Annotated in this window: 9 protein-coding genes; 3 read left to right on the top strand and 6 right to left on the bottom strand. The window is 65.3% G+C overall.

The features are described from left to right. Window positions 1-73: 73 nt before the first annotated feature. Both dnaK and grpE read right to left on the bottom strand, forming a co-directional pair. Complete coding sequence (gene dnaK / locus HHL14_RS07725; RefSeq protein ID WP_169497007.1) at window positions 74-2023, bottom strand: molecular chaperone DnaK; 1950 nt, start codon at window positions 2021-2023, stop codon at window positions 74-76. Window positions 2024-2374: 351 nt separating this feature from the next. Continuing rightward, entirely contained in the window at window positions 2375-2950 is a 576-nt protein-coding gene (gene grpE / locus HHL14_RS07720; protein ID WP_169497006.1) for a nucleotide exchange factor GrpE, read from the bottom strand. Window positions 2951-3323: 373 nt separating this feature from the next. Here grpE and HHL14_RS07715 point away from each other — a divergent pair, with 373 nt between their 5' ends. Then, a complete protein-coding gene (locus tag HHL14_RS07715; protein ID WP_169497005.1) occupies window positions 3324-3485 on the top strand; it encodes a hypothetical protein in 162 nt (53 codons plus the stop codon). On the opposite strand, the gene HHL14_RS07710 is transcribed toward HHL14_RS07715, so the two are convergent. The 3 genes from HHL14_RS07710 to hrcA form a co-directional block, all read right to left on the bottom strand. Continuing rightward, window positions 3457-3864, bottom strand: coding sequence for an RNA-binding S4 domain-containing protein (locus tag HHL14_RS07710; RefSeq protein WP_169497004.1), 408 nt, complete (start codon window positions 3862-3864; stop codon window positions 3457-3459). The two genes, HHL14_RS07715 and HHL14_RS07710, sit on opposite strands and share 29 nt — an antisense overlap. An 8-nt stretch (window positions 3865-3872) precedes the next feature. Then, on the bottom strand, window positions 3873-4949 hold the full coding sequence (gene hemH / locus HHL14_RS07705; RefSeq protein ID WP_169497003.1) for a ferrochelatase: 1077 nt from the start codon (window positions 4947-4949) through the stop codon (window positions 3873-3875). A gap of 202 nt (window positions 4950-5151) precedes the next feature. Then, complete coding sequence (gene hrcA / locus HHL14_RS07700; protein WP_169497002.1) at window positions 5152-6171, bottom strand: heat-inducible transcriptional repressor HrcA; 1020 nt, start codon at window positions 6169-6171, stop codon at window positions 5152-5154. Window positions 6172-6450: 279 nt separating this feature from the next. On the opposite strand from hrcA, the gene HHL14_RS07695 reads away from it, so the two are divergent. Together HHL14_RS07695 and recN are read left to right on the top strand one after the other, a co-directional pair. Continuing rightward, window positions 6451-7353 carry an NAD kinase gene (locus tag HHL14_RS07695; protein WP_169497001.1) on the top strand — a complete coding sequence of 301 codons (903 nt, stop codon included), beginning with the start codon at window positions 6451-6453 and terminating at the stop codon, window positions 7351-7353. A 64-nt stretch (window positions 7354-7417) separates the two neighbouring features. Then, the gene (gene recN / locus HHL14_RS07690; protein WP_169497000.1) at window positions 7418-9085 is read left to right on the top strand and encodes a DNA repair protein RecN; all 1668 of its coding nucleotides are present in this window, start codon (window positions 7418-7420) and stop codon (window positions 9083-9085) included. Between the two features lie 327 nt (window positions 9086-9412). Here recN and glnE read toward each other — a convergent pair whose 3' ends face one another. Continuing rightward, window positions 9413-12217, bottom strand: coding sequence for a bifunctional [glutamate--ammonia ligase]-adenylyl-L-tyrosine phosphorylase/[glutamate--ammonia-ligase] adenylyltransferase (glnE, locus tag HHL14_RS07685; RefSeq protein WP_169496999.1), 2805 nt, complete (start codon window positions 12215-12217; stop codon window positions 9413-9415). Between the last annotated feature and the right edge of the window lie 138 nt (window positions 12218-12355).

The following is a 12355-nucleotide window of genomic DNA, read 5'->3' as shown; positions in this document are numbered from 1 at the left end:
CAGGACGCCCTGTGGTGCAGCCGGGCCGCGCACATCGCTGGGCGCGGCTTTACGGTCGAATGTCGACCTGGCTTTAGTCCTTCTTCACTTCCTTGAAATCGGCGTCGACCACGTCGTCCGCCTGCTGGCTCGCGCCCGCCGATGCACCGGCACCGCCCGCCGCGCCCGCTGCCGCTTCGGCACCTTGCGCAGCCTGCATGTCGGCGTACATCTTCTCGCCCATCTTCTGCGAGGCGGTCGCCACCGCTTCGATCTTCGCTTCGATCTCGGCCTTGTCGCTCGACGTGCTCTTCAGCGTATCTTCAAGGTCCTTCAACGCAGCTTCGATCTTTTCCTTCTCGCCGGCTTCCAGCTTGTCGCCGTACTCGGTCAGCGCCTTCTTCGTGCTGTGGACGAGTGCGTCACCCTGGTTACGGGCGTCGGCCAGCTCACGCAGCTTGTGATCTTCTTCCGCGTTCGCTTCGGCGTCCTTCACCATCTTCTCGATTTCGGCTTCGGACAGACCCGAGTTCGCCTTGATCGTGATGCGGTTTTCCTTGCCGGTCGCCTTGTCCTTCGCGCCGACGTGCAGAATGCCGTTCGCGTCGATGTCGAAGCTCACTTCGATCTGCGGCACGCCGCGCGGTGCCGGCGGAATGCCTTCGAGGTTGAACTCGCCGAGCAGCTTGTTGCCCGCTGCCATTTCGCGTTCGCCCTGGAACACCTTGATCGTCACGGCGCCCTGATTGTCGTCAGCCGTCGAGTAGACCTGTGCGTGCTTGGTCGGGATCGTGGTGTTCTTGTTGATCATCTTCGTCATCACGCCGCCGAGCGTTTCGATGCCGAGCGACAGCGGGGTCACGTCGAGCAGCAGAACGTCCTTGCGGTCGCCCGACAGAACCTGGCCCTGAATCGCGGCGCCAACGGCGACGGCTTCGTCCGGGTTCACGTCACGGCGCGGATCCTTGCCGAAGAATTCCTTCACCTTTTCCTGCACCTTCGGCATACGCGTCATACCGCCGACCAGGATCACGTCGTCGACTTCGCCGACCTTGACGCCTGCGTCCTTGATCGCAACGCGGCACGGCTCGATGGTGCGCTCGATCAGGTCTTCGACCAGCGCTTCCAGCTTGGCGCGCGTGATCTTCAGGTTCAAGTGCTTCGGACCCGATGCGTCGGCCGTGATGTACGGCAGGTTGATTTCGGTCTGCTGGCTCGACGACAGTTCGATCTTCGCCTTTTCAGCCGATTCCTTCAGGCGCTGCAGCGCGAGCACGTCTTTCGACAGATCGACGCCCTGCTCTTTCTTGAACTCGCCGATGATGTAGTCGATGATGCGCTGGTCGAAGTCTTCGCCGCCGAGGAACGTATCGCCGTTGGTGGACAGCACTTCGAACTGCATTTCACCGTCAACGTCCGCGATTTCGATGATCGACACGTCGAACGTACCGCCGCCGAGGTCATACACGGCGATCTTGCGGTCGCCCTTTTCAGCCTTGTCCAGACCGAAAGCCAGCGCGGCCGCGGTCGGTTCGTTGATGATCCGCTTGACTTCCAGACCGGCGATGCGGCCGGCGTCCTTGGTTGCCTGACGCTGGCTGTCGTTGAAGTACGCGGGAACCGTGATCACGGCTTCGGTGACCGGCTCGCCGAGGTAATCTTCAGCGGTCTTCTTCATCTTGCGCAGCGTCTCAGCCGAGATTTGCGGCGGAGCCAGCTTCTGATCGCGCACTTCGATCCATGCGTCGCCGTTGTCGGCCTTCATGATCTTGTACGGCATCAGGCCGATGTCCTTCTGCACTTCCTTTTCTTCGAAACGGCGGCCGATCAGACGCTTGACTGCGTACAGCGTGTTCTTCGGGTTCGTAACCGACTGACGCTTGGCCGGTGCGCCGACGAGAATTTCGCCGTCTTCCATGTAAGCGATGATCGACGGCGTGGTGCGCGCGCCTTCCGAGTTCTCGATCACTTTGATCGAGTTGCCTTCCATGACCGCCACGCACGAGTTGGTCGTGCCGAGGTCGATGCCGATGATTTTGCCCATTTTTACAAATCTCCTGACTTTGATCGCTGCGGAAAACGCCCGGTTGGCCTATCTGGCGGCGGGACGATCCGCTCTCAATTCATACCTGCACTCAAAATAAGTGCGGCCACATCGTTTTCAAGACCTCTTTTGCGATGCGGTCTTTAAATTTTTTCAATCGGGGGACGGACGGCTTGCGTCCGTTCCGTCAGCCTGTGCGGCGCCGCCGGCTCGACGCGCCGGAAGTGCCTGAATCGTTGGGAGTTTTTTGTCACGAGACGGCGGCCTGCGGGTTGAACCGGATACGCAGGGCCGCGCGCGACAACGTAACGAATGCAACCAACGCGACGGCCGACGAACGTGCCGCGCCGCTTACTTCGGCGCCGCGACGGTCACGAGCGCGGGACGCAGCACGCGATCCGCGATCACAAAACCCTTTTGCAGCACCGAGACGACGGTGTTCGGCTCCTGGTCGGCCGGCACCATCGAGATTGCCTGGTGGCGATGCGGGTCGAACTTCTCGCCGATCGGGTCCAGCGCGACGACACGGCCTTTTTCGAGCGCGCCGTTCAGCTGACGCAATGTGAGCTCGACGCCTTCACGGACCTTCTGCAGATCGTCGGACGAATGGGTGACGGCGGCTTCGAGGCTGTCGACCACCGGCAGCAGATGCTCGGCGAAACTCTCGATTGCAAACTTGTGGGCCTTCGCGACGTCTTCCTGCGCACGACGACGCACGTTTTCGGTTTCAGCCTTCGCGCGCAGGAAGCTTTCCTGCAACTCGGCGATCTTCGCCTGAGCTTCGGCCAGCGCCTGCTCGGCTGCTGCCTCGGGTTGCTCGACTGCACCGGCGTTCTGCTGCCCGGCAGCGGCCTCGGCGGCCTGGCGCGCGGCTTCGTCGGCGGGCGTGGGATTCTGGCTCGTCGGGTTCTCTTGCGTGTTTTCCATGTCGCTGAAAGTCGTTAAAAAGTGAAAGCCAACGGTGGCGCAAGCTCATGACACGTTCGCGATTCGTGCGTGACAGAATCGCGACACGCAGCCTCCCGCGCAACCGCATATCAATTTCGCAGATGGGGCCGGAAAGAACCATTTCAAGCGGCTTCCGGGTTCTTTTCGCACCACCTTCGTGCAGGCAAAACGCGCCGTAACAATGATTAACCTGGCGCAATCAGATTGAGATTGAGTGCAGCCGGCAAGTGGCCTATGCTCCATTCATGCATCGGAAAAGCCACGTTAACCCTAATCTGACGTAAGCCTTTCCGCTACCTGACAGTTGTACCGATTCAGTTCGTTTCAGCCTTCAATCTTCCAGGGGAGTACCGTGAAACTGACCTTTGCAATCGGGGTGGTCGCACTGGTACTAGTCGCGGGCACCACGACCATCTGCATGTCCGGTGCGGTCAACGACCACACCACCGAATACGGCGGCGTGCGCGCTACCATGGAGCAGCTTTTCAATCCCCACCTGAAAATCTGTCGATAGTGCGCCGGTCGCGTTTGGTCGGCCGCCCGTGCAACGCGGAGGCCGGCTCGTGGTACATCCGGCGTCGCTCCTGTTCCGCCTGCCGCTTCACCTTGCTCTCTTCAGTCTCCGCATAAAGCGTTTGCGCGACGCTCGCCGGGCCGCGTACGTCGCACACACCAAGCACTTCCACCTGCCACACCAGGTGTTCGATCTCGATCTCGACCCGATCGCCGACGCGCACGTCCCTGGCCGGCTTTACCGCCGCGCCGCCGATCCGCACCCGCCCTTTCTCCACCGCGTCCGCGGCGAGCGAGCGCGTCTTGAAGAAGCGCGCGGCCCACAGCCATTTATCGATGCGCAGTTTCGCGCCCGGCTCGGTTGAAATGCGGTAGTTCATCTGCGTATTCAAGCTCCTGCGGTATGCGGCACCGGAACCGGCACGGCCTGCACGGGCCAGCCCTGCAGATGCTGCGCGACGATCTCGCCAAGCGCGGCAATCCACGCGTGCGATGCATTCAGGCAGGCAATGCGATGGAACTCCTTGCCGCCCGCCTGCAAAAACTCGTCGCGCACTTCCATGCCGATTTCCTCGATGGTTTCGAGGCAGTCGGCGGTGAAGCCTGGGCAGAACACGTCGGCGCGCCGCACTCCGGCTGCGCCGAGCTCCTTCAACGTCGGCGCCGTGTACGGCTGCAGCCATTCGGCCTTGCCGAAACGCGACTGGAACGTGATGCGGCACTCCACCGGCGTGAGTTCGAGCGCCTGCATCAGCAGCGCGCCGGTCTGCTGACATTGCTCGTGGTACGGATCGCCGAGGTCGAGCGTGCGCTTGGGCACACCGTGGAAACTGAGCACCAGCTTGTCGCCGGCCGTGAAATCGGGGCGGCCGTGCTGATGCCAGTATTGATGCACCTGCGCGGCCAGCGCCGCGATGTACGCCGGATGATCCGCGTATTGACGCACCGTGCGGATTTCCGGCTGGTTACGCATGCGCTTGAGCGCCGAAAAAGCGTCGTCGAATGCGGTCGCGGTAGTCGACGCCGAGTATTGCGGATACATCGGCACCAGCAACACGCGCTCGGCGCCCGCCAGCTTCAGCTGATTCAGGATCGCCGGAATGCCGGGCGTGCCGTAGCGCATCGCGTAGTCGACCAGCACCGTGTAATCGTTCAGCTGCAGCAGATGGCGCAAGCCCTCCACCTGCTTTTCCGTATGGACGCGCAGCGGCGAGCCTTCGGGCATCCAGACCGCCGCGTACTTTTTCGCGGAGCTGCGGCCGCGAAACGGCAGAATCAGCACACGCAGAATGAGTTGCCACAGCAGCGCCGGAATTTCGACCACACGCGGATCGGACAGGAACTGCGCGAGGTAGCGACGCACCGCGCGCGGCGTCGGCGCGTCGGGCGTGCCGAGATTGATCAGCAACACGGCGACGCGGTGCGACGTCGCGTTCTGTGAAGGCCGCTCGAGGTCGAAGCGCATAGGCAGCAATGGGCAGCAGAGTTCGCCGCTTCACGCGGCAAGTCGATTCAGTGGAGATTCATTATAGCGGCGCGGGTTCCGCGCAGCCTCCCCAGGCGCCCCTGGCCATTCGGACGATTGGCAGGCCACGCGCGCTCGCGCATCATGACCGTCATGGACAGCACGGACGATTCATTCGGGCGATGGCGGGACGACGAGCGCGCTATTGCTGGCTGAGCGTCATGGACAGCAGCCGCGCGGTGATGTCGACGATCGGAATCACGCGGTTGTAGGCCATGCGGGTCGGCCCGATCACGCCGAGCGTGCCGACGATCTTGCCGTTCACCTCGTAAGGCGCGGTGACGACGCTCATTTCCTCGATCGGCACCAGGTTCGATTCGCCGCCAATGAATATCTGCACGCCCGCCGCGTGACTCGACACGTCGAGCAGCTGCAGGAGGCTGGTCTTCTGGTCGAACACGTCGAATAGCTTGCGCAGCCGCGCCATGTCCGACGAAAGATCGGCGACTTCGAGCAGGTTGCGCTCGCCCGAGATCAGCACCGTCTCGCCGGTGTCCGATTCGTCGGTGCTTGCGGTGACGGCCGCGTGCATCAGCGAGGTCATGTCGCCGCGCAGTTCGTCGATTTCCTCGCGCAGGCGGCGGCGCACTTCGTCGAACGAAAGACCGGCGAAATGCGCGTTGATGTAATTGGATGCTTCGACCAGTTGCGACGGCGAGAAGTCGCGCTGGGTGGCGAGCATGCGGTTCTGCACGTCGCCCTCGGGCGTCACGATAATCAGCAGGATGCGCTTGTCGGACAGGCGCATGAACTCGATCTGCTTGAACACGTGGCTGCGGCGCGGCGTGAGCACGACGCCGGCGAACTGCGACAGGTTGGACAGCACGCTCGCCGCGGCGGCGACGATTTTCTGCGGTTCGCCCGCCTGCAGCGTGGTCTTGACGGTGCGCATCACCGCTTCCTCGTCCGCGGCGGACTCGACCGTCAGCATCGTGTCGACGAAGAGTCGGTAGCCGCGCGGCGTCGGAATGCGTCCCGCCGACGTATGCGGACTGATTACGAGCCCCAGCTCCTCGAGATCGGACATCACGTTGCGGATCGTGGCCGGGCTCAGTTCGAGGCCCGAATAACGTGACAGCGTGCGCGAGCCGACCGGCTGACCTTCGGCGATGTAGCGCTCAATCAGCGTCTTGAGGAGGGTTTGTGCGCGAGGATCTAGCATGACGAAAAATTTTAGCTCAAGGGCGCGACTGCCGCGAGCGCCCGGGGCGCCCGTCTCCAACGCATGCGCGGCGGCCCGCGGGCACGCCGTGCGGTTGCGCTGCGGGGCGGCGGCCAACCCTCGGCCCGGTGCAACCCCGCGCTTCGACCGGCACGCATGTCATCAGGTCTTCACCATTCTAACGATAATCGCGACATGCGCAGACGCCCCGCGCGCGCCAGCCCACTACCGGGTTGGTCTGCGGTTCTTTTCAGGCCCTACCTATGGTGTAATGCCGGCATGCAAGTGACCAGCCAGTTCAAGACCGTCGCGCTCGTCGGGCGCAGCAACACGCCAGGCATCGTTGAGCCGCTGACCGCGCTCGCCGCGTGCATCGCGAAGCTCGGCCTCGAAGTCGTGTTCGAAGCCGACACCGCCGCCGAAATCGGCGTGACCGACTATCCGGCGCTGCGTCTCGCCGAGATCGGCGCGCGCGCCGACGTCGCCGTGGTGCTCGGCGGCGACGGCACGATGCTCGGCATCGGTCGCCAGCTCGCGCCCTACCGCACGCCGCTGATCGGCATCAACCACGGACGGCTCGGCTTCATCACGGACATCCCGATCTCCAACATGCGCGAGATCGTGCCGCAAATGCTGTCGGGCAACTTCGAGCGCGAAGAGCGCATGCTGCTCGAGGCGCGCATCATGCGCGACGGCACGCCGATCTACCACGCACTCGCGTTCAACGACGTGGTGGTCAACCGCAGCGGCTTCTCGGGGATGGCGGAACTGCGCGTGTCGGTGGATGGACGCTTCATGTACAACCAGCGTTCGGACGGCCTGATCGTCGCCACGCCGACCGGCTCGACCGCCTACGCGCTGTCGTCGCAGGGGCCGATTCTGCATCCGCAGTTGCAGGGCATCGTGCTCGTACCGATCGCGCCGCACGCGCTGTCCAACCGGCCGATCGTGCTGCCGGACGAGTCGAAGGTCGGCATCCAGATCGTGTCCGGGCGCGAAGTGAACGTCAATTTCGACATGCAGTCGTTCACCTCGCTCGAACTCGGCGACACGATCGAGGTGCGCCGCTCGCGCCACACGGTGCCGATGCTGCATCCGGTCGGCTACAGCTATTACGCGACGCTGCGCAAGAAGCTGCACTGGCACGAGTACCCATCGCACGAAGAAGACTCGCGGCCGTAAGCGCTGCCGCCCTATTCGCGTCCGCACGCCGCCATCCGAATCCCAAGCTCATCCGACGACTTCCATGCTTCGCCACCTCTCGATACGCGACTTCGTCATCGTCGCCGCGCTCGATCTCGAATTCGATAGCGGCTTTACCGTTTTTTCGGGCGAAACCGGCGCCGGCAAGTCGATCCTGATCGACGCGCTGGCGCTCGCGCTCGGCGCGCGCGCCGAGGCGAGCGTCGTGCGCACCGGCGAGAGCCGCGCCGACATCACCGCCGAATTCGAAACGCACGCACAGGTCGACCAGTGGCTCGACGCCCAGGCGCTCGGCGCGACCGACGACGACCCGCACGGCGGCACCGTGATGCTGCGCCGGGTGGTCGACGCGAACGGCCGCTCGCGCGCGTTCATCAACGGCACGGCGGCGACGCTCGCGCAGCTGCGCGAAGTCGGCGAAATGCTGGTGGACATTCATGGCCAGCACGCGCACCAGTTGCTGATGCGTCCGGACGCGCAGCGCGAGCTGTTCGATACGCACGCGGGGCTCTCCGATCTGTCCGCCGCCGTGACGCGCGCGTGGCGCACGTGGCGCGACAAGGCGCAGGCGGTCGAGCATGCGCAGACGCGCGACCGCGAGCTGCAGCTCGAGCGCGAGCGGCTCGCGTGGCAGCTCACCGAGCTCGACAAACTGGCGCCGCAGCCGGGCGAGTGGGAAGAAGTCAACGCCGAGCATCATCGGCTATCGCATTCGGCGAATCTGATCGACGGGGTGCAGAGCGCGCTCGGCGCGCTGTCCGAATCGGACGAGGCGATGATCACGCATCTCGGCTCGATCGTCTCGAAGGTGCGCGATCTCGCGGACATCGACCCGGCGCTGAACGACGTGCTCGCCGCGCTCGAACCGGCCGAGATCCAGTTGCAGGAAGCCGCGTACTCGCTGAGCCATTACGCGCAGAAGCTCGAACTCGACCCGCAGCGGCTCGCGCAGGTCGAAAAGCGTCTCGACGCGTTGCACTCGACGGCCCGCAAGTTCCGCCTGCAAGCCGAGACCCTGCCCGAAGAACACCAGGCGCGCCGCCAGCAACTCGCCGCGCTCGACGCTGCCGCCGACCTCGACGCCCTGCGCGCCGCCGAAGCCCGCGCGAAAGAGGTGTTCATTGCCGAAGCGAAAAAGCTCTCGAAGGCACGCGCGAAGGCCGGCAAGGCGCTCGGCGAGGCAGTCACGACCGGCATGCAGGAACTATCGATGAAAGGCGGCAGCTTCGAAGTCGCGCTGGTGCCGCTGCCCGAAGGCGGCGCGCACGGACTCGAGCAGATCGAGTTCCGCGTAGCTGGCCACGCCGGCGTGCCGCTGCGGCCGCTCGCCAAGGTTGCATCGGGCGGCGAACTCGCGCGTATCAGTCTCGCGCTCGCGGTCATTGCGAGCGCGGCGAGTCCGACCCCCACGCTGATCTTCGACGAAGTGGACACCGGCATCGGCGGTGGCGTCGCCGAAGTGGTCGGGCGGTTGCTGCATCAGCTCGGCGAAGCGCGCCAGGTGCTGTGCGTGACCCATCTGCCGCAGGTTGCCGCGCGCGGCGATCATCATTTCCAGGTCGCGAAAACCGGCAACGGCAAGGGCGGCACGCTCAGCAGCGTGACCTCGCTCGACAAGGCGAGTCGCATCGAGGAAGTTGCGCGCATGCTCGGCGGCCTCGAAATCACCGCGACCACGCGCAAGCACGCGAAGGAAATGCTGGCGGCTTAGGGCTTGGGGGCGCGGCTTTTCGTGAGGTCCTTCATGCGGTCCGTCGCATGGTCCTTCGTGCGGCCCCTCGCATGGCCCTTCTCACGGCCCCTCGCGCGGCCAGTGCGTACGAGTTGAAAAGCGCGGCTTGCAAGCAGGAAGCCCGAAGTAAATCGGCCGAGGCGTCATACCGCGGCCGGCCGGCCGCGAAAGCGCGGCGCGGCGTAGCGCGGCATGCTGCAGCGGCAAGCGCTTCAACGCACCACCACATACCACAACCGCGCCGCAACGCGAGCGACGCAAGCCATGCCCTTTACGCACAGCCCACGCGCCGCCCACGCCCGCGTGTCACCCAAACACCCGCTTCCACAAGCCCAACACCGCCTCGCGTTCGGTCGCGACCAGCGCCGGATCGACCCGCGCCTTCTCCATCCCGTCGAGTCGCAGCGTGTGTTGCAGCTTGCGATAACGCCGATACGCGGCGCCCACCGTCTCCGCCTCCGCCTCGCTCATCAGCCCGAAGCGCGACACCTCGCGCAGCAGCGCGATATTGCCGGTATTGCGGATCAGCTCGGGATCGCGCGCCGCATGCAGCAGCACCCAGTACTGCACGGTGAATTCGATATCGACCATGCCGCCGCGATCGTGCTTCAGATCGAACAGCTCGGGCGTATGGTTCGGATGCCCCGCCTCGACGCGCGCGCGCATCTCGACGATTTCCTGCGCGAGCGGCGCCGCCTCGCGCGGCGTCGTCAGCACCTGTTCGCGGATCGCCTCGAACTTCGCGCCGATCTCGGCGTCGCCCGCGCAGTAACGCGCGCGGGTCAGCGCCTGATGCTCCCAGACCCACGCGGTGTTAGCCGCGTCGCCCTCGCGCAACTGGTAGCGGCGAAACGCGTCGAGGTCGGTGACGAGCAGGCCCGACTCGCCGTTCGGCCGCAGCCGCAGGTCGATGTCGAACAGCGTGCCGGCGCCGGTCGCGGTGGTGAGCCATGTAATCAGACGACGCGTGTAGGTCGCGTAGACGTCGGCGGCGGCATCGTCCGGGTCGTCGTAGAGAAAGATCAGGTCGAGGTCGGATGCGTAGCCGAGTTCCTTGCCGCCGAGCTTGCCGTACGCGATCACCGCGAAGCGCGGCACCTCGCGATGACGTTTGGCCAGCTGGTTCCACACCGCTTCGAGCGTCACGTCGAGCACCGCGTCGGCGAGTTCGGAGAGCCTGTCGCTCACATGCTCGACCGACAGCTTGCCGGCGAGATCGATCAGCAGAATCCGGAACACCTCGGCGTGGTGCGCGTGGCGCAGCAGATCCATCTGCTGCTCGACACCGTCGGCGGCCGCGAGCCGCAGCCGCAGCGTGCGCTTGAACTCCGGCCAGTCGAACGGGCTGTTGATCGCCTCGCCGTCGAGCAGTTCGTCGAGCAGTTGCGGATGGCGGATCAAATAGCCGGCCGCCCAGCGCGAGCCACCCAGCACCGACAGCACCTGGTGCAGCGCCTGCGGATATTCGGTTAGCAGCGCCAGATACGCGCCGCGCCGGCTCACCGCTTCGAGCAGATCGAAAAAGCGCGCGACGGTATTGCCGCGTCGCCCGGCCGGCTCCAGCGTGCGCGCGGCTTCGAGCGCGCGCTGCGCGACGATGTCGAAGCGTTGCCGGCTGCGCTCGTTCAGCCCCGTGTAGCGCGACGAACGCCACACGCCCTGCAGCCGCGCGAGCAGATCGTCCGGCTCGGCCACGCCCAGTTCGATGAGGCGCGCGCGCAGCGCGTCGTCGGCGCTGTCGTCGGCAAGCGCGCTGCTCCACACCCACGCGGCCGCGCCATCCTCGGGTGCCGCGCAGCCGTCGCGGCCGCCCACCTTGTCGGCGAAAATCTGGTCGAACTGTTGCTCGACGAACTCGCGATGCGCGTCGAGCCTGGTCATCAAGTCGGCGTAGTCGTTGCAGCCCATCGCCCGCGCGAGCGCCGCGCGGTCTTCGGGATCGACCGGCATCGCATGGGTCTGCGCGTCGTTGCGGTATTGCAGACGATGTTCGAGCTCGCGCAAAAAACGATACGCCTGCGACAGCCGCAGACACACCGCCGGGTCCATCAGCCCGTGCGTGGCCGCGTGGCGCAGCACCGCGAGCGTCGGCCGCACGCGAAAGCCGGCATCCTGGCCACCGCGGATCAGCTGGAACACCTGCGCGCTGAATTCGATTTCGCGGATACCGCCGCGTCCAAGCTTGATGTCGTCGGCCTTGTCGGGCCGCATCGACGCGCGACGCTGCGCCTCCTGGCGGATCTGCAGATGCAGCGCGCGAATCGCGCTGATCACGCCGAAGTCCAGATAGCGCCGATAGACGAACGGCGTGACGATCGCGTCGAGCTGCTTCTGCAGCCGCTGCGCCGATGCGCTGTCGCCCTCGGACACGAGCCGGCCCTTGATCCACGCATAGCGCTCCCACTCGCGGCCCTGCACGTAGAAATACTCTTCGAGCATGCCGAGGCTGCATACGAGCGGCCCCGAATCGCCGTTCGGCCGCAGCCGCATGTCGACGCGAAACACGTAGCCGTCGGCGGTCACTTCGGCGAGCGCGCCGATCAGCCGCTTGCCGAGGCGCGTGAAGAACTCCTGGGTCGCGAGCGGCGAGCGCTGGCCGCCGGCGGTCTCGCCATCGTCCTCGTAGACGAAAATCAGATCGATATCCGACGACACGTTCAGCTCGCGCCCGCCCAGCTTGCCCATGCCGACCACACCGAGCGTCAGCCGTTCGCCCTGCGGGCCGCGCGGCTCGCCGTAGAGCGTTTCGAGGTCGGCGCTCAACACCGCGAGCGCACGCTGGATCGTGGTTTCCGCGAGATCGGTCATCGCGCCGGTGACTTCGGCGATGTCGGCCTCACCCGCGAGGTCGCGCTCCATCACCGCGCAGAACACCTCGGTGCGCAGTTGCCGCAGCGCGCGCTTGAGCGCTTCTTCGTTCAACGGCGCGGCGCCCGCGCCGGAACTGCCCGCGGCCTCGGTGCACAACGCGTCGAGACGTGCATCGATGCGCTCGCGCGTGAGCGGCCCGGCGGCGAGCGCATTCACGTTCGCGGCCAGTTGCGGGCGGGCCGCGGCGGCGCGCGCGGCGTAGTGGGAATAGCTGGAACTCAGGAGAGTGGCGTCAGTCATCAAAAGTCTGGCTCGCTCGTTGCTTGTTGGTGTTATCCGGTGAGGTCCGGATGCCGTGCAGATGTTGTCGTCGTGTCGTTCTGTTGTGAGATTGGAACACTCGCGGCACATCCCGGGAACACCCGCGGCGCGGCTGCG

Origin of the sequence: Paraburkholderia antibiotica (assembly GCF_012927125.1) — a bacterium.
Lineage (GTDB): Bacteria > Pseudomonadota > Gammaproteobacteria > Burkholderiales > Burkholderiaceae > Paraburkholderia > Paraburkholderia antibiotica.
The sequence above is the reverse complement of the archived record's forward strand: the minus strand, read 5'-3'. Positions and strand labels throughout refer to the sequence as shown.